Source organism: Stenotrophomonas sp. NA06056 (genome assembly GCF_013364355.1).
GTDB lineage: Bacteria > Pseudomonadota > Gammaproteobacteria > Xanthomonadales > Xanthomonadaceae > Stenotrophomonas.
The window spans coordinates 4,272,314-4,295,234 of the sequence record NZ_CP054931.1; the positions used below are offsets into that span (position 1 = coordinate 4,272,314).

At 67.8% G+C, this 22,921-nt stretch carries 21 protein-coding genes; 12 read left to right on the forward strand and 9 right to left on the reverse strand.

The window, feature by feature from the left end:
• The first annotated feature begins 114 nt into the window (after positions 1 to 114).
• From mnmG to HUT07_RS19355, 9 genes are all read left to right on the forward strand, one after another.
• Entirely contained in the window at positions 115 to 2,004 is a 1,890-nt protein-coding gene (mnmG, locus tag HUT07_RS19315) for a tRNA uridine-5-carboxymethylaminomethyl(34) synthesis enzyme MnmG (protein ID WP_176022266.1), read from the forward strand.
• A 199-nt stretch (positions 2,005 to 2,203) separates the two neighbouring features.
• Positions 2,204 to 3,022, forward strand: coding sequence for a nucleotidyltransferase domain-containing protein (locus HUT07_RS19320; RefSeq protein WP_176022267.1), 819 nt, complete (start codon positions 2,204 to 2,206; stop codon positions 3,020 to 3,022).
• Between the two features lie 213 nt (positions 3,023 to 3,235).
• Positions 3,236 to 3,766, forward strand: a complete 531-nt coding sequence (locus tag HUT07_RS19325) for a gamma carbonic anhydrase family protein (RefSeq protein WP_176022268.1) — start codon at positions 3,236 to 3,238, stop codon at positions 3,764 to 3,766.
• A gap of 123 nt (positions 3,767 to 3,889) precedes the next feature.
• Positions 3,890 to 4,579 carry an RDD family protein gene (locus HUT07_RS19330; RefSeq protein WP_176022269.1) on the forward strand — a complete coding sequence of 230 codons (690 nt, stop codon included), beginning with the start codon at positions 3,890 to 3,892 and terminating at the stop codon, positions 4,577 to 4,579.
• Positions 4,576 to 5,568, forward strand: coding sequence for a stage II sporulation protein M (locus HUT07_RS19335; RefSeq protein ID WP_176022270.1), 993 nt, complete (start codon positions 4,576 to 4,578; stop codon positions 5,566 to 5,568). Before HUT07_RS19330 ends, HUT07_RS19335 begins: the two co-directional genes overlap by 4 nt.
• Positions 5,558 to 7,183: a DUF4129 domain-containing protein gene (locus HUT07_RS19340; protein WP_176022271.1), complete on the forward strand. Its 1,626-nt coding sequence runs from the start codon at positions 5,558 to 5,560 to the stop codon at positions 7,181 to 7,183. Before HUT07_RS19335 ends, HUT07_RS19340 begins: the two co-directional genes overlap by 11 nt.
• Complete coding sequence (locus HUT07_RS19345) at positions 7,180 to 8,370, forward strand: DUF4350 domain-containing protein (RefSeq protein WP_176022272.1); 1,191 nt, start codon at positions 7,180 to 7,182, stop codon at positions 8,368 to 8,370. The genes HUT07_RS19340 and HUT07_RS19345 overlap by 4 nt, the downstream gene beginning before the upstream one ends.
• Positions 8,367 to 9,353 carry a MoxR family ATPase gene (locus tag HUT07_RS19350; RefSeq protein ID WP_176022273.1) on the forward strand — a complete coding sequence of 329 codons (987 nt, stop codon included), beginning with the start codon at positions 8,367 to 8,369 and terminating at the stop codon, positions 9,351 to 9,353. Before HUT07_RS19345 ends, HUT07_RS19350 begins: the two co-directional genes overlap by 4 nt.
• Positions 9,350 to 10,648, forward strand: a complete 1,299-nt coding sequence (locus HUT07_RS19355) for a DUF58 domain-containing protein (protein ID WP_176022274.1) — start codon at positions 9,350 to 9,352, stop codon at positions 10,646 to 10,648. The genes HUT07_RS19350 and HUT07_RS19355 overlap by 4 nt, the downstream gene beginning before the upstream one ends.
• Before the next feature lie 82 nt (positions 10,649 to 10,730).
• On the opposite strand, the gene HUT07_RS20535 is transcribed toward HUT07_RS19355, so the two are convergent.
• From HUT07_RS20535 to HUT07_RS19370, 3 genes are all read right to left on the reverse strand, one after another.
• Positions 10,731 to 11,102: a hypothetical protein gene (locus tag HUT07_RS20535; RefSeq protein WP_343203037.1), complete on the reverse strand. Its 372-nt coding sequence runs from the start codon at positions 11,100 to 11,102 to the stop codon at positions 10,731 to 10,733.
• Positions 11,103 to 11,389: 287 nt separating this feature from the next.
• Positions 11,390 to 12,568, reverse strand: coding sequence for a glutathionylspermidine synthase family protein (locus tag HUT07_RS19365; RefSeq protein WP_176022276.1), 1,179 nt, complete (start codon positions 12,566 to 12,568; stop codon positions 11,390 to 11,392).
• 7 nt (positions 12,569 to 12,575) lie between these two features.
• Entirely contained in the window at positions 12,576 to 13,148 is a 573-nt protein-coding gene (locus HUT07_RS19370; protein ID WP_176022277.1) for a DUF1190 domain-containing protein, read from the reverse strand.
• Between the two features lie 473 nt (positions 13,149 to 13,621).
• On the opposite strand from HUT07_RS19370, the gene ilvD reads away from it, so the two are divergent.
• Positions 13,622 to 15,460, forward strand: coding sequence for a dihydroxy-acid dehydratase (gene ilvD, locus HUT07_RS19375; protein ID WP_176022278.1), 1,839 nt, complete (start codon positions 13,622 to 13,624; stop codon positions 15,458 to 15,460).
• Positions 15,461 to 15,599: 139 nt separating this feature from the next.
• Positions 15,600 to 16,199, forward strand: coding sequence for a hypothetical protein (locus HUT07_RS19380; RefSeq protein ID WP_176022279.1), 600 nt, complete (start codon positions 15,600 to 15,602; stop codon positions 16,197 to 16,199).
• Between the two features lie 21 nt (positions 16,200 to 16,220).
• Here the strand turns inward: HUT07_RS19380 and dinG are convergent, their stop codons facing one another.
• The 3 genes from dinG to aroE form a co-directional block, all read right to left on the reverse strand.
• Entirely contained in the window at positions 16,221 to 18,323 is a 2,103-nt protein-coding gene (gene dinG / locus HUT07_RS19385; protein ID WP_176022280.1) for an ATP-dependent DNA helicase DinG, read from the reverse strand.
• Between the two features lie 153 nt (positions 18,324 to 18,476).
• Positions 18,477 to 18,827: a hypothetical protein gene (locus tag HUT07_RS19390; RefSeq protein WP_176022281.1), complete on the reverse strand. Its 351-nt coding sequence runs from the start codon at positions 18,825 to 18,827 to the stop codon at positions 18,477 to 18,479.
• Positions 18,828 to 18,830: 3 nt separating this feature from the next.
• Positions 18,831 to 19,676 (reverse strand): shikimate dehydrogenase, encoded by an 846-nt coding sequence (aroE, locus tag HUT07_RS19395; RefSeq protein WP_176022282.1) that lies wholly within the window; start codon positions 19,674 to 19,676, stop codon positions 18,831 to 18,833.
• A 48-nt stretch (positions 19,677 to 19,724) separates the two neighbouring features.
• On the opposite strand from aroE, the gene HUT07_RS19400 reads away from it, so the two are divergent.
• Complete coding sequence (locus HUT07_RS19400) at positions 19,725 to 20,588, forward strand: PD40 domain-containing protein (protein ID WP_176022283.1); 864 nt, start codon at positions 19,725 to 19,727, stop codon at positions 20,586 to 20,588.
• A gap of 96 nt (positions 20,589 to 20,684) precedes the next feature.
• Here HUT07_RS19400 and HUT07_RS19405 read toward each other — a convergent pair whose 3' ends face one another.
• The 3 genes from HUT07_RS19405 to HUT07_RS19415 are packed head-to-tail and all read right to left on the reverse strand — an operon-like array spanning position 20,685 to position 22,914.
• Positions 20,685 to 20,954, reverse strand: coding sequence for an SHOCT domain-containing protein (locus tag HUT07_RS19405; protein ID WP_176022284.1), 270 nt, complete (start codon positions 20,952 to 20,954; stop codon positions 20,685 to 20,687).
• Between the two features lie 33 nt (positions 20,955 to 20,987).
• Entirely contained in the window at positions 20,988 to 21,977 is a 990-nt protein-coding gene (gene hemB, locus HUT07_RS19410; RefSeq protein WP_025877543.1) for a porphobilinogen synthase, read from the reverse strand.
• Positions 21,978 to 21,996: 19 nt separating this feature from the next.
• Positions 21,997 to 22,914 (reverse strand): bestrophin family ion channel, encoded by a 918-nt coding sequence (locus tag HUT07_RS19415; RefSeq protein ID WP_176022285.1) that lies wholly within the window; start codon positions 22,912 to 22,914, stop codon positions 21,997 to 21,999.
• Positions 22,915 to 22,921 lie beyond the last annotated feature (7 nt).

The window sequence follows — 22,921 nt, forward strand, 5'->3', positions numbered from 1 at the left end:
TTAGGGTTGATTTCGACGCCAGCCGACCGGCGCCGACGTCCCTGCCCCGATTGGCGCTAAAATCGCCACCCCGGCGCGCCCCTCGGCTGCGCCCGCCCTCGCTGAACAGCCCCCATGATCGATTCCTTCCATCGTTACGACGTCATCGTCATCGGCGGTGGCCACGCCGGCACCGAGGCCGCGCTGGCCGCGGCCCGTACCGGCGTGCGCACCCTGCTGCTGACCCACAACATCGAAACGGTGGGGGCAATGAGCTGCAACCCGGCCATCGGTGGCATCGGCAAGGGCCATCTGGTCAAGGAGATCGACGCCCTGGGCGGTGCGATGGCGCACGCCGCCGACCGCGCCGGCATCCAGTGGCGCACGCTCAACGCCTCCAAGGGCCCGGCCGTGCGCGCCACCCGCTGCCAGGCCGACCGCAACCTGTACCGCATGGCGATCCGCGCCATCGTCGAGGGCCAGGCCAACCTGACCGTGTTCCAGGCGGCGGTGGATGACCTGGTCATCGAGGGCGACCACGTGCGCGGGGTCATCACCCAGACCGGCCTGCGTTTCGATGCCGAGGCGGTGGTGCTGACCGCCGGCACCTTCCTGGCCGGCAAGATCCACGTCGGCCCGACCCAGTACGCCGCCGGCCGCATGGGCGACCCGCCGGCGACCACGCTGGCCGCGCGCCTGCGCGAGCGTCCGTTCCAGGTCGACCGTCTGAAGACCGGCACGCCACCCCGCATTGATGGCCGCTCGCTGGATTACAGTGTGATGGACGAGCAGCCCGGCGACACGCCGCGCCCGGTGATGTCCTTCCTCGGATCGGTGGATGAGCATCCGCAGCAGGTCAGCTGCTGGATCACCCACACCAGCGAGCAGACCCACCAGATCATCCGCGACGCCCTGCACCGCTCGCCGCTGTACAGCGGCCAGATCGAAGGCATCGGCCCGCGCTACTGCCCGTCCATCGAGGACAAGGTGGTGCGCTTCGCCGAAAAGGCCAGCCATCAGATCTTCGTCGAGCCCGAGGGCCTGGGCATCGTCGAGATCTATCCCAACGGCATCTCCACCTCGCTGCCATTCGACGTGCAGCTGGAAATGGTGCGCAGCATCCGCGGCTTCCAGAACGCGCACATCACCCGCCCCGGCTACGCGATCGAATACGACTTCTTCGATCCGCGTGGCCTGAAGGCCTCGCTGGAAACCAAGCTGGTCAACGGCCTGTTCTTCGCCGGCCAGATCAACGGCACCACCGGCTACGAAGAGGCTGCCGCGCAGGGCCTGCTGGCCGGCCTCAACGCCGCTCGCCAGGTGCGTGGTCTGGAGGGCTGGTGCCCGCGTCGCGACGAAGCCTATCTCGGCGTGCTGGTGGATGACCTGATCACCCACGGCACCAACGAGCCGTACCGCATGTTCACCAGCCGGGCCGAATACCGCCTGCAGCTGCGCGAAGACAATGCCGACCAGCGCCTGACTCCGACCGGCCGCGACATGGGTCTGGTCGATGATCGTCGCTGGAGCGCGTTCGAGACCAAGCAGGCTGCCGTCGCCGCCGAACGTGCGCGTCTGGGTGCGCTGTGGGCGACCCCGGCCAATGCGCTGGGCCGTGAAGTTCAGGAAACGCTGGGCGTGGCGGTCAGCCGCGAAACCAACGTGCTGGACCTGATCAAGCGCCCGGAGCTGGACTACGCGCAGCTGATGCAGGTGCCCTCGCTCGGCCCGGCCGTGGCCGATGGCAAGGTGGCCGAGCAGGTGGAGATCGGGGTGAAGTACGCCGGCTATCTGGACCGCCAGCGCGAGGAGATCGAGCGCCAACAGCGGCATGAAGCCACCCCGATTGCCGGCGATTTCGACTACGCCATCGTGCGCGGGCTGTCGGCCGAAGCGCTGCAGAAGCTGGAGCGCGTTCGTCCGCAGACCATCGGCCAGGCACAGCGCATTCCCGGCATGACCCCGGCGGCAATCTCGCTGCTGCTGGTGCACCTGGAGCGCGCGCGGCGCGGACGCGTGGCGTAACGTACGCGGATGCCATCCATGCATGGCGTGGATCTACTCGCGATCCGCTCTGGTAGGTGTCGACCCTGGTCGACACGAATCCGCCCCACCAATGCGAACGTGTGTGCCAACCCGGATCCAATGCGATTCACGCGCGTCCTTGCGGATCGTCATCCGTGCGCTACAGTCGATCCAGCTCGACTCTACGAATCTGCACTGCATGGACGACATCCACCCGATCGCGCCGGAAAAGCGCGCCGCCATCCTGGCCACTCTGGCCGACATCGAACGCAAGCATGACGTGCGCGTGCTGCTGGCCTGCGAATCAGGCAGCCGTGGCTGGGGATTCTCCTCGCCGGACAGTGACTACGATGCACGCTTCATCTACGTGCACCGCCAGCCTTGGTACCTGAGCGTCAACGAATGCACCGGCCCGGGCCAGGCGCAGCGCGATGTGATCGAACTGCCGATCGATGACGAGCTGGACGTCAGCGGCTGGGACCTGCGCAAAGCGCTGCGGCTGGTATCCAAGTCCAACCCGACGCTGATCGAATGGCTGCGCTCGCCGATCATCTACCAGCAGGATGCCGCTGCCGTGGCCCAGCTGAGGCAGGCCGCCGAGCGTTTCTACTCGCCGCTGGGCAGCTGGTGGCACTACATGAGCATGGCGCGCACCACGTACAGCCGGCATCTCGGCGGCGCGGCCATCAGCACCAAGAAGTATCTGTACGTGCTGCGTGCGCTGCTGGCCTGCCAGTGGATCGAAAACGACTCCAGCCCACCGCCCATGGCATTCGAGCATCTGCTGCAACGCTTGCTGCCGGGTGGCCCGGTACGCGAAGCGACTGAAGCGCTGCTGGTGGTAAAACGTGCCAGCGCCGAAGTGACGGCCGGTCCGCGCATCGCCGCCATCAGCGATTACATCGACCAGGAAATGGCCGCGCGCGCCGAAGGTCCGACGTTGCCTGCCGGGCATGGCGATGGCCCATGGCTGGACGGCCTGTTCCGGCAGATGCTGGCCGAGCACGCGCCGGCCTGAGCCGGGATCCATCCACGCGCGGCGTGGATCTACCGGAATGGCAGCTCTGGTGGGTGTCGACCTTGGTCGACACGCGTGCATGAAGCATCCCGGCAGGTCCGCGCCACGCATGGACGAACACCCCGTGCCGACCAGACCGGTTACAGGTGCGCGCAGGGTCGCCATCGGCGGAGCGCGTATCATCGTCGTGTTTGCCCCACCCTGGAGACAGCGATGAACCCCCTGCGCCCTTTCCGCGACAAGATGCCGGTACTCGGCCAGCGCGTGTATGTCGATCCGGCCTGCACGATCATCGGTGATGTCGAGCTGGCCGATGACGTGTCGGTCTGGCCGGGCACGGTCATCCGCGGCGACGTCAATTTCGTCCGCATCGGTGCGCGCACGAATGTGCAGGACGGCACGATCATCCATGTCAGCCACCACAGCCCGTACAACAAGGCCGGCTACCCGACCTTGATCGGCGAAGGCGTGACTGTCGGCCATGGCTGCATCATCCACGCCTGCAGCATCGGCGATTACAGCCTGATCGGGATGGGCGCGTGCATCCTCGACGGTGCCCGGATCGAGCGCCATGGCTTCGTTGGTGCCGGTGCGGTGGTCGGCCCCGGCAAGGTGGTGGGCGAGGGCGAACTGTGGGTGGGCAACCCCGCCCGTCCGGCACGCACGCTCAGCGACAAGGAGATCGAGGCGCTGCACTATTCGGCCGACCACTACGTACGTCTGAAGGACGAGTATCTGGGCTGAGGCCGCATCGGCAGTGCCGGGCTCTGCTAAAGTCTGGGCCCGACCAGGAACCGTCGAGACCCCCATGCCCGTGGCTGCACGCCGGAGAGGACTCCAGCGCCCACTTCGGCGGCCATCGCGCTGATGGCCGCGCCGATGCTCGATACCTACCGCGAGGTGGTAACGCCGGAAGGCGTGCCGCTGCAGTTGCCTGCGGCCGGGCCGATGCCGCGTGCGCTGGCCTGGCTGATCGACCTGGCGGTCCGCTTCGGCGCGCTGACCGCGCTGTCCATTCCGCTGGCCCTGCTCGATGAGTTCGGCCGCGGCCTGTACATGGCGCTGATGTTCCTGCTGATGTGGGCCTACCCCATCGTCTGCGAAGCCCTGTGGGGCCGCACCCTCGGCAAGCGCGTGCTGGGCCTGCGGGTGCTGGCACAGGATGGCGCACCGGTAGGCTGGATGGCATCGATCACCCGCAATCTGCTGCGCACCGTGGACATGCTGCCCTTCGGCTACGCGCTGGGCCTGATCAGCAGCCTGTTCGATCCGCATGGCCGTCGCCTGGGCGATCTGGTTGCCGGCACGATGGTGGTGCATGCACCACCCTATTACCTGCCGCCGCCGGCCACCATCGACAGTGTGCTGGCCCCGCCGCAACCCCTGCGGCCGGAGGAACAGGCGGCGGTGATGGCGTTCGCCGAGCGCGCGCCACGCTTGTCTCCCGCGCGCCAGCAGGAGCTGGCCGGCATCGCCGAGCCGTTGACCGCTGCGACCGGCCAGGTAAGCGTGCTGCGCCTGTATGCGATGGCCAACTGGTTGCTGGGACGACGATGAAGCAGGAACAGTTCGTCGCCCGCCATCATCAGGAATGGCATGACCTGGAGCAGTGGCTGCAGCATCGCGCAGGTGCCTCGCGTCGTCGTCGGCGCAAGCCGGGCGCGGAGGAGTCCGGCGATGTCAGCTTCCCGCAGCGGTACCGGCGGCTGTGCCAGCAGTTGGCGTTGGCCCGCGAGCGCGGCTACAGCCCGCAGCTGGTGCAGCGCCTGCAGCAGCTGATGCAGCAAGGCCATGGCGTGCTGTACCGCACGCCCCCCACCCGCTGGCGGCGCGCGCTGGAATTCCTGGTCGCTGATTTCCCGCTGCTGGTACGCAGCCAGGCACGCAGCATGTGGGCGGCACTGGCGATGTTCGCGGTGCCGGCGCTGGCCTGCTTCGTGCTGGTGCAGGTGTACCCGGACAGCATCCACCTGCTGATGGACAACGGCCAGATCGCCGAGATGGAGCGCATGTACGATCCATCCGCCGAGCGCCTGGGCCGCGACAGCGGCACCGACTGGATGATGTTCGGCTACTACATCATGAACAACATCAGCATCGCCCTGCGTACCTTCGCCAGCGGCCTGCTGGCCGGCTTGGGCACGCTGCTGGTGCTGTTGTTCAACGGCATCACCATCGGCGCGGTGGCCGGCCATCTGCAGCACATCGGCCATGGTGGGCCGTTCTGGCGCTTCGTGGTCGGCCACGGTGCGTTCGAGCTGACCGCGATCGTGATCGCCGGTGGTGCCGGCCTGCAGCTGGGCATGAAACTGCTGGCGCCCGGACGGCGGCGGCGCCTGGATGCGCTGGTCGAAGGCGGACGCATCGGCGCGCGGCTGTGCCTGGGTGTGGCCTTCATGCTGTTGCTGGCAGCGTTCGTGGAAGCGTTCTGGTCGTCCATCGCCGACATTCCGGCTGCAGTGAAGTTCAGCGTGGCCGGTGTGCTGTGGGCCGGCGTGCTGCTGTGGCTGTGGCGCGGTGGACGCGGAGGCAGCCATGCGGATTGACCATCTGGACGTGGTGCTGCGCGCGCGCAGCAGCTGGGAAGCGATGGAGCTGGGCAGTGCGCTGGCACGCCGCCATGCGCGCGGCGTGTGGGGCAGCTGGCTGCTGGCCAGTGCGCCGTTGTTCGTGCTGTTCAATGCACTGGCCTGGTGGCTGGATGCCTTCGGCTGGGCCTGGCTGGCGATGTGGTGGTGCAAGCCCTTGTTCGAGCGCGCGCCGCTGTACGTCCTCTCGCGCGGCATCTTCGGCGAACGGGTCGGTCCGCGTGCTGCGCTGCGTGCACAGCGGCAGTGGGGTGGCAGCGGCTTCTGGGGTTACCTGGGCTGGCGTCGCTTCAGTGGACTGCGCAGCCTGTGCCTTCCGGTCAATCTGCTGGAGGGCAATGCGCCTGCCCAGCGCGGCCCTCGCCGGCGAGCGGTAGCCGCCGGTGCCGCAGGTTCTGCACTGGTGCTGGCGGTGATCTGCCTGGCATTCGAGCTGGTGCTGGTGACAGGCGCGATCGCAACCCTCTTCATCTTCATTCCCCTGGAACTGCTGCCCGAATCCTGGCGCGCGGCATGGGCGATGGTCAGCGTGGAGGCGCCTGCGTGGGCCAAGCTTGGCGTCAACCTGCTGTGCTGGCTGGCAGCAGCATTGATCGGGCCGTTCTACGTGGGCGCCGGCTTCGGCCTGTACTTGAACCGACGTACCCAGATGGAAGCCTGGGACGTGGAAATCGCCCTGCGTCGCCTGCGCGAACGCTTGCTGCCCATCGCCTCTTCGTTGGTGCTGCTGCTGTGCCTGGCGCTGCCGTTGGCACCCGTGCACGCGCAGGACGCCGACACGCCGGATGCCGGGCAGACCACTGCGGCCAACACCGATGAAGACGAAGATGCGGAAGAAGCCGAGGAAGCGGCCACTGCGGAAAACGATCCGGCCAATACGCCTGCAATGATCTTCGGCGGCAAGCCGGTGGATACCGCTGGCTTCCGCCAGGCCGTGAAACGCGCCTACGAAGATCCGCTGCAGCGGCCGACGCGGCAGATCAGCCGATGGAAGCCGATCGAAGACGCTGCCGAAAAGAAGAAGGACAAGAAGGAGCTGCAGAAGGACGACAGCAGCAACGCGGACCGCAAGGCGCGCAAGAGCGGCCAGTTGTGGCTGGCCCGGCTCGCCGAATGGGGCCTGTGGGGGTTGCTGGGGGTCCTGCTGCTGGTGCTGCTGTTGACCGCGCGGCTGTGGCTGCCATGGTTGCGCGGTTCTGGCCGCCGCACGCAGAAGCAGCCCCCGCAGATCACCGAAGAACAGGTGGAACTGCCGGTGGTACTGCCGCCGGACGTGGCGACCCAGGCTGGCCTGCTATGGGACCAGGGACGACCGCGGCAGGCGCTGGCCCTGCTGTATCGCGCCAGCGTTCGTACGCTGGTGGAGCGCACCGGCATCGCGTTGCCGCCCGGTGCCACCGAAGCACAATGCCTGCGTGCCTCGCGGCGCATGACCGACAGCACCGACCGTGAGGTGTTCGCGCGCATCGTGCGCATGTGGCAGTACGCCGCCTACGGTGGGCGTCTGCCCAGCCGCAGCGATTTCGATGCGCTGGCCGATACGCTGCGCCAGCAGTACGGGTGGCAGGCATGAATCCGCGCCTGTTCTGGTCATTGATGCTGGGCGCGCTGGTCCTGTTCGGGGTACCACTGACGATCCTGTTCCTGCGCACGCACGAAAAGGTGACCGAGACCGTCGTATTGCCGCCGCAGGGCGAAGCCAGTTACAACCCGCTGTATGTGCTGGGCCAGGCCCTGCGTGCCGACGGCATCGAGGTGCAGTCGCGGCAACGGTTGGACCTGGCACAGATGCCACTGGCCGCCACCGATACGCTGGTGCTGCTGCAGGACACCGCCGACATGCCGCCGCGCACTGCGCAGGCCCTGCTGGACTGGGTGGATACCGGCGGCCATCTGCTGCTGCGCACGCAGCCACCGGCCGAGGACGATGCCAGCAGCACGCAGGGCCCCTTGCTGGACAGGATCGGCGTGGACAGCCTGTTCCATGAAAGCGACTGCCAGCCCTTCCACGTGGTCGATGATCCCAGCCACGTCGAGTTCTGCGGCGGCCGGCGCTTCAGCCTGGGCTTCCAGGCCAACGCCACCGCCGAGCGCCGTTGGGGCGGCGACGAAGGGCTGGTCTTCGCGCGCCTGCCGCACGGCAAGGGTCGTATCGACGTGCTGGCCGACATGGACGTCATGCGCAGCGAAGGCCCGTCCGCATCAACGCGCCGCCGCACCGTCGACATCGATGCCGTTGCCCGCGATGGCCTGCATGACCTCTCGCACCGCGACCTGACACGCTACCTGCTCGATCCCAATTATGGGCGCGGCTCGGTCTGGCTGGTGTACGGCAGTCGCCCGCCATCGCTGGGCGCGCGCATCTTCTACCAAGGGTGGCCGCTGTGGGTGCCGCTGCTGCTGGCGATCCTCGGCTGGCTGTGGTCGCGCGCGCAACGTTTCGGCAGTGCCCTGCCCGCACCGGTGGTCGAGCGCCGCTCGCTGCTGGAACACGTCCGCGCCAGTGGCGAACTGCTGTTGCGCTTCGGTCATGGTGCGCGCCTTTACCAGGCCGTGCAGGCGTTGTTCCTGCATCGCCTGCGCATGCGTGCGCCGGTGGCGGCCGCACTCGACGGTGCCGCACGTGACCAGGCCATCGCCGCAGTGCTGCAATGGCCCGTCAGTCGTGTCGCCAGTGCACTCACTCCGCCTTCGCCGCATGATTCCTCCGCCCTGCGCGAGCGCATCCGCTTGCTGCTCCAGATGAGATCCCTGCTATGACCGATGCCCCTGAACTTCCGGCGGCCGCCACCGCCCGCCTGATCGAACGCGTCGATGCCATCCGCCAGGCCGTCGGCCACGCCTTCATCGGCCAGGCCGATGTGCTCGACCAGATCCTGGTCGCCCTGCTGGCCGGTGGCCACGTGCTGATCGAAGGCGTGCCCGGCCTCGGCAAGACCCTGCTGGTGCGCGCGCTGGCGCAGGCGCTGGAGCTGGACTATGGCCGCGTGCAGTTCACCCCCGACCTGATGCCCAGCGACGTCAGCGGGCATGCGGTGTACGACCCGAAGAGCGAGAGCTTCAAGATCCGTCGCGGCCCGGTGTTCACCAATCTGCTGCTGGCCGATGAGATCAACCGCGCCCCGGCCAAGACCCAGTCCGCGCTGCTGGAGGTGATGCAGGAAGGACAGGTCACCATCGAAGGCAAGGCCTTCACCCTGGCGCCGCCGTTCATGGCGCTGGCCACGCAGAACCCGCTGGAACAGGAAGGCACCTATCCGCTGCCGGAAGCGCAGCTGGACCGCTTCCTGCTGAAGGTGCTGATCGACTATCCGCAGCTGGAGGACGAGAAGCGCATGGTCGCGGCGATCACCAGCGGCCGCGCCGCCAGCGATTTCGACCTGAGCCAGGTGCCGCGCGTACTCGGTGCCGGTGAACTGCTGGCATTGCAGCAGGCCACCGCGTCGATCACCGTCGATGACGAAGTGATCGACTACGCGGTGCGCATCGTGGCCGCCACCCGGCAGTGGCCGGGCATCGCCGTCGGTGCCGGCCCGCGCGGCAGCATCGCCCTGGTACGTGCCTCGCGCGCGCAGGCGGTGCTGGCGGGTCGTGACTTCGTTACCCCGGACGACGTGCGCGACATCGCCCGCCCTGCGCTGCGCCACCGCATCGCGCTGGCACCGGAGCTGCAGATCGAAGGCCAGGGTGCCGACGATGTACTGGGTGCGTTGCTGGCCAAGGTGGAAGCGCCACGCCGATGAGGCCTGCGCCGCTGCTGCTGGCGTTGCTGTTGGCCTGGGCTGTGCTGGGAGGCGTGGTGCTGGGCGGCCTGCTGCCGCGCTGGAGCTGGGCGCTGGCCGGCGCATTGATTGCGGTGCTGGCACTGGTTGATCTGTGGCGACAACGGCGACGGCCGTCGCCCAGCGTCGAGCGCGACGTGCCCGAGGCGCTGGCACTGGGCGTGCGTCGCGAGATCGGCCTGCGCCTGCACAGCGAACAGGCCATGCACGTGCACGTGTTCGATCTGGTGCCGGGCGGTTGGCCACTGGAATCGCTGCCGCAGCGCGTGCCGTTGCGGGCCGGCCATGTCAGCTCGCTGCATTACCACGTGCAGCCGCAGCAGCGCGGGCGCTTTGCCTTCGAGGGCGTGCAGCTGCGCATCCGCTCGCCGTGGCGGCTGTGGTGGCAGCAACGCACGCTGCCACCGGCGCTGGAGGTACGGGTCTACCCCAACTTCGTGCCGCTCACCCGCTTCGCACTGTTCAGCGCCGACCAGGCCTCACGCCTGGTGGGTGCGCATGTGAAGCGGCGGCGTGGCGAGGGCACCGACTTCCACCAGATGCGCGAGTACCGCATCGGCGACAGCCTGCGCCAGCTCGACTGGAAGGCCACTGCACGCGCGCGCAAACTGATCTCGCGCGAGTACCAGGACGAGAAGAACCAGCAGTTGCTGCTGATGCTCGACAGTGGCCGGCGCATGCTGGCCAGCGAAGGCGGGCTCTCGCATTTCGACCATGCGTTGAACGCCTCGCTGGTGGTGGCCTACCTGGCATTGCGCCAGGGGGACGCTGCCGGCCTGTTCGCGGTGGGTGGCGAGCGCCGCTGGGTGGCGCCGCAGCGCGGCATGGGCACGGTGCAGCACCTGTTGCGTGCCAGCTACGACCTGCAGCCGCAGGCGGTGGCTACCGATTACCTGGCCGCTGCCACCGAAGTATCACTGCGCCAGCGTCGGCGTGCGTTGGTGATGCTGGTCAGCAACGTGCGCGATGAAGACATCGAAGACCTGCTTGCGGCCGTGCGCCTGCTGCAGCGCCGTCACCTGGTGTGCGTGGCCAGCCTGCGTGAGCGCGAGCTGGATGGCGCGCTGGAAGGTGAAGTGCACACGGTGGAAGACGCCGCGCAGGCAGGTGCTGCCGCGCTGTACCTGCAGCAGCGCGCGCAGGCGCATGACGCGCTGCGTGCCGAACGGGTGATGGTGTTGGATGTGACCGCCGATGCCCTGCCCGCGGCGCTGGTGGAGCGCTACCTGGCAGTGAAGCGCGAAGGGTTGTTGTAGCCCTGCGCTTGACCGGAGCCGAGCATGGGCTCGGCTCTACACGTGTTGTTCCGTAGAGCCGAGCCCACGCTCGGCTGCCGTATCAGCGCTCGCCCAACAACCGCCGCTGCAACCGCTCCACCGCGCGCTGCAGCAGCACCCGGTTGCGGGCCAGCTTCATCCATTGCGGCAGGCGCGAGAACATCGAGCGGTGATGCCCACTACCCTCGCGCAACGTAGCCGTGGCGTAATCGTGAAGTGCCTGCAGGTGTTCGGCGTTGTACGCCCACAGCAGGCCGGCAGCCGTCTTTTCCACCAAGCGCAATGGCAGACCGAAGTCGGGGTCGATGGCCTCGTTGCCCCTCCAGCGGGAGATCGTTACCTCCACATCACTGCTGCGGCCACATTGGCGGCATTCCGCAGCCAGCGTGCGCAGCGGAGTGGTTGCCCGTGCACGATGCACTTCAGCGCTCACCCATTTATGGCCGCAGTACCCACAAGGACGGTAACCGCTGTAGCGCACCGGCCCCACCCAGTCACCTGAACCACAGCGGCCGCAACCACAGCCACCGTCCAGCGCTTCGCTGCACCCCAGGCAACGGAAGCGCCGCGAACTGGATGGGCCTATCACCCAGCCAGCCGTATCGCAGCGATGACAGCGCACCGCCACCCGGTCGGCATAGCGAAACAGGGCGTGACCGTCATCGCGATGGCGCCCGGGCTGCGATGCAGGCCGCAGACTGTTGTCGCGCCCTGCCGCCATCAAACGTAGATCCGCGTCGGCGCCTCATCAACGATCGCATGTGGCACGAAGCGCGCACTGTCGCGGGTGATCGCACTGTCGTCTTCGCGGATGCCGATGCCGCAGGCGTGGTCGCCGATCACCCAGCTGCCGATCAGCGGGTAGCCGCCTTCGAAGCGGGTGAGCGGGTGCGCACGCTGGATGATGGCCGGACCGTCGTACGGGCCGTCGCTGCGCTGCGTGCTGCCATCGGCCAGGTGCATCTCGATGTTGGCGCCCTCGCGCGAGAACAGCGGCTTGCGTACCCAGCCCGACGCCAGCGCGCTGCCGTCATCGAAATGGGCTTCCAGCAGGTTCGGATGGCCCACATTGCGCTGCCACAGCAGCGGCAGGATGCCCTTGTTGCTCAGCACCGCCTTCCATGCCGGTTCCAGCAGCTGCACGCCCGAACCCGGCAGGGCGCGACCGAACTCCTCGGCCATCAGGTCTTCCAGCGGATACAGCTTGAACAGCGTGCCGATCACCGAATCGTCCAACGCGGTGAAACGACCGTCTTCGGACAGGCCGATATCCTCGATGGCGATGGCCTCACCATGCAGGCCGGCCTGCGAGGCGCAGTCACGCAGGTAATCGACGGTGCCACGGTCTTCGTCCGAGCTGCCCACCGCGCTGAAGTACAGCGGCGGCGGCAGCTGCGTGGCCAGTTCGCCGAAGCGTTCGACCAGCGCCTCATGGATCGCATTGAACTGGTCGGCATGCTGCGGCAGGCGGCCAGCGTTGCGCTGGTCCTCCAGCCACTGCCACTGGAAGAAGCTGGCTTCGAACAGCGAGGTCGGCGTGTCGTAGTTCAGCTCGTACAGCTTGGCCGGGCCGGTGCCGTCATAGGCCAGGTCCAGACGCCCATACAGGTGCGGCTGGCGCAGGCGCCAGCTGTCGGCGATCCAGTCGCGGTAATGCGCCGGAATCGCCAGCTGGTCCATCAGGCGCTCGCTGGCGATGACATCGCCGACCAGGCCCATCGCCATCTGGTGCAGTTCGGCGCTGGGGTCTTCGATGTCCTGCTCGATCTGGCGCAGGGTGAAGGCGTAATACGCGCTTTCATCCCAGTACGGCTGACCGTCGATGGTGTGGAAGCGGAAACCGGCTTCCTCCGCGCGCGCCCGCCACTGGGCGCGCTCGGCAATACGGATGCGTTGCATGGGTCGATCAGCCGCCGTAGCTGCCGCTGGTGCTGCGGCGTTCGCTGGTGTTGCCGAAGCCACCACGGCTGGCGGTGACCGCACGGTTGGGCGTGGCAGTGACCGGGGCCAGCCCGGCCTTGCCCGCGCCGATGCCGCTGGCGGTGTTCAGGCCGCCGCTGCCACCCGGGGCCGGACGCGCCCAACCGGCGCTCTTGTCCTGGTAAGCCGGTGCCGAGGCCGGCGCCTGCGGAGCCAGGCCGCCGCGGTTGCTCAGCATCTGCGACATGAAGAAGCCCATCATCATCGGGCCGATGAACGACGTACCGGCCGAGGTGTGCTGCTGCACGCACTGCTCGGGCTTGTAGTCCTGTTCGCAGGCTTCCTTGGTCGCGTACTTCGGCGCTGCATCGGCGGACTTCTTCTGCGCCTCGGCAAATGCATTGCGGCAGGCGGAAGGATCAGCGGTGGCCGTGGTGCAGGCCTCCACCGAGGTATACAGGCCTTCCTGCACCTGCACCTGCTCTTCCTTCTGGCAGGCAGTGAACAGCAGCGGCGCAGCGCTCATCAGCAGCAGCGCGGTGGTGCGGGAACGTTTCATGGCCTCATGCCTTCAAGTCGGAACAATGCCCCATCATGCCAAATCCCGGCCAACAACCGGAATCGGCAAAGTGGGAAAGATGAACGGAATTTCATTTTCGTCGTTCTCCCCACGCTCCATCCACGCATGGCGTGGATCTACATGTCGACCAAGGTCGACAACCACCAAGAGCAGGCCATGCCATTCCGACAGATCGAAGGAACCTGTCGAAGGCGGGGTGGGTCCGGTTGCGGGGGCGTGAGCGCCATGGATGGCGCGACCGAGGCTACATGGACGTACTTGCGCCGTCCCCCGCAACCGGACCCACCCCGCCTACCCACGGGAAGCCCGCTGTTGCCGTTGACCTTGACGTTGATTCGGCAGGTGCAGGGCGCAGCCCTGCCGCACCACCTCCGGTGGTTGCAGCAGCAACCGAAAAACTCCGCCATCATCAACCGACCCCCACGTCGTACGGCCCGCCCGTTCCGCCAGCCATGCCTGAATACCGCTCCCGTACCTCCACCGCCGGCCGCAACATGGCCGGCGCCCGCGCCCTGTGGCGTGCCACCGGCATGAAGGATGGCGACTTCCACAAGCCGATCATCGCCATCGCCAACTCCTTCACCCAGTTCGTGCCCGGCCACGTACACCTGAAGGACCTTGGCCAGCTGGTCGCGCGCGAGATCGAACAGGTCGGCGGCGTCGCCAAGGAATTCAATACGATCGCCGTGGATGACGGCATCGCCATGGGCCACGACGGCATGCTGTACTCGCTGCCCAGCCGCGAGATCATCGCCGACTCGGTGGAGTACATGGTCAACGCGCACTGCGCCGATGCGCTGGTGTGCATCAGCAACTGCGACAAGATCACCCCCGGCATGCTGATGGCCGCACTGCGCCTGGACATCCCGGTGGTGTTCGTCTCCGGCGGGCCGATGGAAGCCGGCAAGACCAGGCTGTCCGAGCACAAGCTGGATCTGGTTGATGCGATGGTGGTGGCCGCAGATGACAGCGCCTCCGATGAGAAGGTGGCCGAGTACGAACGCAGCGCCTGCCCCACCTGCGGCTCGTGCTCGGGCATGTTCACCGCCAACTCGATGAACTGCCTGACCGAGGCCTTGGGCCTGTCTCTGCCCGGCAACGGCACCACGCTGGCCACGCATGCGGACCGCGAGGCGCTCTTCCGCCGCGCCGGCCGCTTGATCGTCGAGCTCTGCCATCGCTGGTATGGCGGCGAGGATCCGCGTGCGCTGCCGCGCGGCATCGCCACTCAGGCTGCGTTCGCCAACGCGATGACCCTGGACATCGCCATGGGCGGCTCCACCAACACCATCCTGCACCTGCTGGCCGCTGCGCAGGAAGCGGAGGTCGACTTCGACCTGTCCCACATCGACGCACTGTCGCGGCGCGTGCCACAGCTGTGCAAGGTGGCGCCGAACTCGCCCAAGTATCACGTCGAAGATGTGCATCGCGCGGGTGGTGTGTTCGGCATCCTCGGAGAGCTGGATCGCGCCGGCCTGCTGGATACCGCCGTGCCTACCGTGCACAGCACCACGCTCGGTGAAGCACTGGATCGCTGGGACGTGATGCGCAGCGACAACGAAACGCTGCACACCTTCTTCAAGGCCGGTCCCGCCGGCATTCCCACCCAGGAAGCCTTCAGCCAGGCCACGCGCTGGCCATCGCTGGATGTTGACCGCGCCGAGGGCTGCATCCGGGCGCTGGAGCATGCCTATTCGCAGGAAGGCGGACTGGCCGTGCTGCGCGGCAACCTCGCCGTCGATGGCTGCGTGGTGAAGACTGCGGGCGTGGACGAATCGATCCACGTGTTCGAAGGCAATGCGCGCGTGTTCGAAAGCCAGGACGCGGCCGTAGCCGGCATTCTCGCCGATGAAGTGAAGCCCGGCGACGTGGTGGTCATCCGCTATGAAGGCCCGAAGGGCGGCCCGGGCATGCAGGAAATGCTGTACCCGACCAGCTACCTGAAGTCGAAGGGGCTGGGCAAGCAATGTGCGCTGCTGACCGATGGTCGCTTCTCCGGTGGCACCTCGGGCCTGTCGATCGGCCACGTTTCGCCGGAAGCGGCCAGCGGCGGTGTGATCGGACTGGTGGAGAATGGCGACCGCATCCGCATCGACATTCCCGCCCGCCGCATCGACCTGTTGCTGGACGACGCCACGCTGGCACAGCGCCGCACAGACGCCGATGCTCGTGGCTGGAAGCCGCGCGCACCGCGCCCACGCAAGGTCACCAGTGCACTGAAGGCCTACGCTCTGCTGGCCACCAGCGCCGACAAGGGCGCCGTACGCAACACCGCCCTGCTCGGCGACTGAAGACGGGTAGTGCCGGCCGCTGGCCGGCAAGGGCAGTGCGCTGCGTTTGCCGGCCAGCGGCCGGCACTACCGAATGAGTGTGGCCGACACTGCCCACCCCAGGGGTGCATCATGTGCGGCCCCACACATGGACGTCCTGATGCGCCGCTTCCTCAGCCTGATAGCACTGGCACTCGCCACTGCGTCCGCGCCGGCGTCCGCCGACGAATGCCGCTTCGACAATCGTGCCGAACTGCTGGCGATGTCGCCTGCAGCATTCGACCACGGCCCCGGCGAGGGTTGGGCCGCGCTGGTCCGGCGCGCCGGCTGCCAGTTGGAACTGGCTGACCTGTTCGCCGCGTACCGGCGCCAGGCCAAGGCAAGCGGCCACTCCGAGCTGGCCTGGCACGAGGCGCAACTGCGTGCCTACGAGGGGCAACGCGATCCCGCCAGCGCGCTGATGCGGTTGACGTACAAGCCTGCAGACGCCGACCCGGAGGGATGGAACCTCTACGTGGACGCAACGATCGCCTTTCTCGATGACGACCTGCCCGCTCTGCGGCATGCACGCGCGCGGTTGGCAGCCCTGCCGCTGCCGCCCGGCGCCACGCTCAGGGAGGGGATGGTGGAGATGCGGAGTGCACAAGGCCTGCAGCACATCGCGTGGCCACCGCGTCTGAACACCGTGGACGACCTGATCCGCTGCATGTACCAGCCTTACGCGCTGGCCTCCGCGTCATGCCCGCAGTCGCAGTACTGAGACGCGGAACCGGCCGGCTGCTCAGCCGATGGTGCGCTTGAACGGCGGCAGCGCGTCGATGATGCGCTTGCCGTAACGGCGGGTCAGCAGGCGTGAGTCGAGGATGATCACCCGGCCGGTATCGGTGGAAGTGCGGATCAGGCGGCCTGCGAACTGGGTCAGCGTGCGCAGCGCATGCGGAATCGCGATCAGGTTGAACGCATTGAGCCCGCGCGCTTCCACCCATTCGCTGAGCGTGGCGGTCTGCGGATCGGTCGGCACCGCGAACGGTACCTGGGTGATCACCACCGTGGTGCAGGCTTCACCGGGAAGATCCAGGCCTTCGCCGAACGAGTTCAGCCCGAACAGCACCGACCCCTCACCGGCAGCCACGCGACGCAGGTGTTCGTCGATCATGCGCGTCTTCGACATCTCGCCCTGCACCAGTACCTGCTTACGCTTGGCGGCGGGCATCAAGCCGGCCACCTTTTCCATTTTCCAGCGCGAGGTGAACAGCACCATCGAGCCCTTCGTCCAGTCCAGTTCCTTGCCGATGTAGCGCGCCACTTCACGCGGATGGCCTTCGCGGTCATCGGGCGTGACCGGGAACGGGGGCACGATCAGCTCGGCCTGGTTGGGCAGGTCGAACGGGGACGACAGCGAGACCATCTCGGCGGTTTCGGGGATGCCGTTGTCGATCGCCAGCGACTGGAAATCGCCGCCACCGGTCAGCGTCGCCGAGGTCAGCACCACCGAATCCACTTCATCCCACAACAGCTTGCGCAGCACGTGCGCGGCCGAAACGGGCGAACCATGCAGCACCAGGTCGCCATCGCGGGTGGCGGTCACCCAGCGCGCCATCGGCGGCGCGCCTTCCTTGTCCTCGCGGCGCCAGACCTGCCACAGGTTGTACTGCTGCTCGATCATTTCCAGGGCCATGCCCAGGTTGCGCTGCAGGCGCTCGCGCGCCGGATCGTCCGGCTTGCCCTTGGCGACCTGCGCGGTGGCCGCGTGCGCCCAGTTGTAGAGGCTGCGGGTATCGTCGGCCACTGCCTCGATCGGCTCGCGCCAGGCCTCGGGCAGGCGCCCGTTGGCGGCGCGCCACATCGGTTCCTCATCGGCCGGCGCCGGCATCCACACCGCTTCCACGTGGTCGCGGAACATGCGCAGGCCCTTGGCCACGTTGCTGGCCGCGTCGATGGCTTCGTTCGGCAACAGGTTGCCGAGGCGATCCTTGTCGACCGCACGGTAGGCACCGGCAATCAGGATCTGCAGGCGGCCAGTGCGCTTGGCCATTTCATCCAGTGCCAGGCTGGCCGCGCCCTGATCGATGGCCACATTGCCAACGTGGTGGCCTTCGTCGAGTACCAGCAGCATGTCCGACGGCGCGGCGATCATCGGCTGGCCGTTGTCGCTGTCGCCAATGGACAGCGCCGACAGCAGCAGGGCGTGGTTGGTGACCACGATCTGCGCGTCACGCACGGTATTGCGCGAACGCAGCACCGCGCACTGCGCCGAGTATGCGCAGCGTCGCCCCGCACAGCCCGAGGCCGGCGTGGTGATGCGCCCGCGCAGGCCGGGGCTGATGGTTTCCGGCGCGTTGTCGATGTCGCCGTCCCAGCTGCCATTGCTGAAGGCCACGGTGAGGCGCTTGGCGATGTCCATCTCGATCGGCGCCAGCGGGCGGTCGAACAGCGGCTGCTCGTCCTCGAACATGCCGTTCTGCGCACCCTCGCCATGTGCTTCGGCGGCGTTGCGCGTGCACAGGTAGCGGGTGCGGCCCTTGGCCAGTGCGATGGTCGCCTCCAGGCCGGTGGCCTTGAGGAAGTTCGGAATATCGCGCTCGACCAGCTGCGACTGCAGCGCCACGGTACCTGTGCTGATCACCAGCTTCTTCTTGCTGGCCAGGGCAATCGGCACGCCGGCGGTCAGGTAGCCCAGGCTCTTGCCGACGCCGGTCGGCGCCTCGACCACGCCCACGCCACCGCTGGTGGACAGCGCACGCGACACCACACCGATCATCTGGCTCTGCGAGCGGCGGGTGGAGAAGCCGGGGGTATTGGCCTGCAGCGTCGTGTATGCCTTGCGGATCGCGTCCTTCAAGGTGTCATCGAGCTTGCGTGGGGCGGCGACGGTTTCGGTCACGCCAGAACTACCGTAGCGGGGTCAGGCCGGCCATTGTCGCATGGCCGGCCACGGGCTCCGATGCGCGGGCGCTGAACAGGGTCAGCAGCGTCGCGCGATGGCGGGATGAGTGCCCCGCGCCACCACCGATGCGGCCAAGGCCGCCATCGGCGGTCAGGGTGTCGCAGCCCGCTGCCGCAACAGCCGCACCAATGCCCAGACCAGCAGTACCGTGCCGATGGCATCCATCATCGCCAGGCCGAAGTGGACCACACCCAGCACGGTGCCCAACTGCGAGATCGCACCGAAGTCGCCGTTGCTGACCATCCACATCGGCACCAGGCTGGCCAGCAGGCTACCCATGCTGGCCGCCAGCAACAGCAGCAGGCCGGTCAGCGCCCCGGTGCGTGCCGGATCGCGCGGCGCCCCCATCACCCACACCAGGCCGACGCACAGGGCGATCAGCACCGGCAGGCGTACGCCCACCATGGTCAACAGGGTCACCATCAGCGCCTGGGTATCCATCGGTCAGTCCTGCCCGGCGAAGGCATCGGCACCGGCGCGCAGCTGCTGGTAGACCTCGTCGGTCTGCGGGCGTACGGCGTGCCACTGCAGGAAGCTCTCGGCCGCCTGTTCGACCAGCATGCCCAGGCCATCGACCGTGTTGCGGCACTGCGCGGCGCGCGCCCAGGCCAGGAAGGCGATGGCGGCCTCGCCGTAGTTCAGGTCAACCGCCGTGGTCATCGAATTGACCAGCGACAGCGGCAGCTTGAACTCGGCGTCGCGATCGCGGCCGGCCGAGGTCGCGTTGAGGATCAACTCGAAATCACCGAGGTCGCGCAGATCGTCCCAGTAACGGCTGAGCGCGCGGCCCGGCTCGCCCATGGCATCGATCAGTTCGTCGGCGCGTTCCGGCGTGCGGTTGACCACCACCAGCTCGGTGATGCCGGCATCCAGCAGCGCCGGAGCGACGCTGCGTGCCGAACCACCGGCACCCAGCAGCAGCACGCGGCGGCCGCGCAGGTCCAGGCCATGGCGGTCGGTAAGGTCGCGCACCAGGCCAATGCCATCGGTGGTGTCGCCGTGCCAGCGGTCGCCCTTGCGCAGCAGGGTGTTGACCGAGCCGGCGCGGCGCGCGCGCGCCGTCAGCGTGGTGCACACGGAGAATGCCGCTTCCTTGTGCGGTGAGGTGACGTTGGCACCGACACCGCCCTCGGAGGCGAACGCCTCCAGCCCGGCCAGGAATGCGTCCGGGGCAAGATCGATGCTGCGGTAGTCGAGGGAGATGCCTTCCTGGCGACCGAACGCGGCATGGATCTGCGGCGACTTCGAGTGGGCGACGGGGTGTCCGAAGACGGCGTAACGATCGGTCATGGAATCCTCAAGCTGGCTAGACTGGCGCTCTTTCGTGCATGGACCTGGATGATGCGTATCACCCCGACCCTGCTGGTGCTCGCCGCCAGTCTACTCTCTGCCCCGGTGGCGATGGCGTTGAACGAGTACGGCATCGAAGGCATGGGCGTGATCTCGACCCGTGCCGACGAGGGCCGCGCCACGATCAGCGCCGATGGCCAGCGCATCGTCTTCGCCCGCCGTGGCGAGGCCGGCTGGGGGCTGTGGCAGGCGCGCGTGGTCGACGGCCGCTGGCAGCAGGCGCAGGCCTTGCCGCTGGCAGTGACCGGCGAGGTGCGCGATCCGTATTTCAGCCGCGACGGCCATTGGCTGCTGTTCGCCGCAGGCCGCGAGGGCCAGCTGGCGCTGTACCGGGCAGCGATTGCCGCCGATGGCGGTGTGGGCGCCCCGCAACCGTTGGCGGGCGATGGCGGACGGCATGAAGAGCGCGGCCCGGCGTTGAGCGCGGATGGGCGGCGGCTGCTGTTTGCGCGCCAGCAGGGCCGTGGTGCCGGCTGGGACCTGTTCGTGGCCACGCTGGATGCGCAGGGCGCGCGTGGGCCGGCGACGGCGTTGCAGGCGCTCAACAGCGCTGCCGATGAAACCGACGGCGACTGGCTGGGCAGCGCTGGCGCGATCGCCTTCAGCCGTGGCAGCGCTGATACCGCGCAGGTCTGGACCAGTGGCTGCGCGTGGACGGGCAGTGCTCTGCAGCCGTTGGGGCTGTCCTTCAACCAGGCCAGCGGCTGGACCGGCGCGCCGGTGGTCGACAACGCCAAGCCGGGCGAAATGATGGTGGCCAGCAGTGCGGCGAAGTCGCCACGCGCCGGTGGCGTGGATGTGTACCGGCTGGCGGTGCCGAAGGTGGTGGCAGTGCCGGGCTGCGGCGGGTAATGGGCAACGGGTCGCGCGGGCGTTCATCCACGCATGGCGTGGATCTACTGGAACCGGCGTTGTAGTAGATCCACGCCATGCGTGGATGCGGCAGGCTCAGCGCGACAGCACCTTCGCGCGCTGCCGTTCGTATTCCACTTCACTGAGCTGGCCGTTGTCCTTGCGCCGGTTCAGTGCGGCCAGTTCGGCCTGCACGCTCTCCGGCATGGCCTGCTCGCGGGCAACCCGGGCGGCAGCGGAAAGCTGCTCGGGCGGCCGCCGTGCGGCACGCCAGGCAGCAACGAACACGCCGACGATGATCGCCCCGAACACCAGCGTGCCGGTGCCCCAGATCAACCATTGCATCCAACCCATTTCAGGTCCCATCGCGTGTTCCTCCGTCCGTCGTGGGCGCTATTGTCAGCGCTCGCGCAGCCAACGCGCCACCTGCGGCGCGAAATAGGTCAGCACGCCATCGGCGCCGGCGCGCTTGAAGCCCAGCAGCGATTCCAGCACGCAGGCGCGCTCGTCCAGCCAGCCGTTGGCGAACGCCGCCTTCATCATCGCGTACTCGCCGCTGACCTGGTAAGCGAAGGTCGGCACGCCGAAGGTTTCCTTCACCCGCCGCACCAGGTCCAGGTACGGCATGCCCGGCTTGACCATCACCATGTCCGCGCCCTCCTCCAGGTCCAGCGCGATCTCGCGCATCGCCTCGTCGCCGTTGGCCGGGTCCATCTGGTAGGTCTTCTTGTCGGCCTTGCCGAGGCTGGCCGCGCTGCCCACCGCGTCACGGAACGGGCCGTAGAACGCCGAGGCGTACTTGGCCGAGTAGGCCATGATGCGCACGTTGAGATGGTGGTCGGCATCCAGCGCACGACGGATCGCACCGATACGGCCATCCATCATGTCCGAAGGCGAAATGATGTCCGCGCCCGCCTCGGCGTGCGACAGCGACTGCTTGACCAGTGCTTCGACGGTGATGTCGTTGAGCACGTAGCCCTTGTCATCGATGATGCCGTCCTGGCCGTGCGTGGTGTACGGGTCCAGGGCCACGTCGGTCATCACCCCCAACTCCGGGAAACGCGACTTCAGCGCGCGGATCGCACGCTGCGCCAGGCCGTCTTCGGCCCACGCCGCGGATGCGTCCAACGACTTCTGCGAGGCGTCCAGCACCGGGAACAGATCGATCACCGGGATGCCGAGTTCCAGCGCTTCCTCGGCCACCTTCAGCAGTTCTTCGATCGACAGCCGCTCCACGCCCGGCATCGACGGCACCGCGACGCGGCCGGCCGGTTCGTGCACGAACACCGGATAGATCAGGTCGTCGGTGGTCAGCGTGTTCTCGCGCATCAGGCGGCGCGAGAATTCGTCATGGCGCATGCGCCGCGGGCGGTAATGGGGATGAGGCATGGCAGGCTCCGAGGAGTGGCTATTGCAACAGGTAGCCCTGCGGCAGCAGGGGTTCGGGCAACGGGCGTTCGCCGAGGGCATCGAGCTGGTCGATCTCGATGGTGCGCACCAGCGCGTCCAACGGCAGGTCGTTCGGCTCCAGGCCGAACGGGTCTTCCATTTCTTCACCCAGCTGGTCCAGGCCGAAGAAGGCATAGGCCAGCACCGCCGACAGCACCGGCGTGGCCCAGCCCAGCGAGCTGGCCAGGCCGAACGGCAGCAGTACGCAGAACATCCACGCGCAGCGGTGCAGCAGCAGGGTGTAGGCGAACGGCAGCGGGGTGGTAAGGATGCGCTCGCAGCCGGCCTGGATCGAGGACATCGCGTGCAGGCGCTCTTCCAGCTGGACGTAAAGAATGGAATCGAGCGTGCCTTCGCGACGGGCTTGGGCCAGTTCGGCGGCGATCATCGCCAGCAGCGCATCGGGCACGTTCCCGCGCTGGGCGAGCTGCCCGCGCTGTTCCTCGTCCAGCCAGGGCACCGCGGCCAGCGCCACGTCGCGGGCGCGCAGCCGCGCGGCCAGTGCATAGGCAAAAGCGGTGGTCAGGTAGCTGATGCGCTGGCGGCGCGGTGCATCGTCGGCCAGCAGTACCTGTACCTGCCGTGCCAGCGAACGCGATTCGAACACCAGCTGGCCCCACAGCTTGCGGCCCTCCCACCAGCGGTCGTAGCAGGCGCTGTTGCGGAAGCTGAGGAAGATCGACAGGACCAGGCCAAGCAGGGTGAACGGGGTGACCGAGACGCGCTCGATGCCGACCGGCGGCGCCAGCTCCACCACCGCGGCAACCGCGATGGAGAGGGTGAGGATGGCCAGCACCTTCGGCGCGATCGCCGGGACGATGGAGCCACGCAGGATGTACAGCAGTTGCCAGCCGTGGGGACGGGAACGAATGATCATGGGAGCA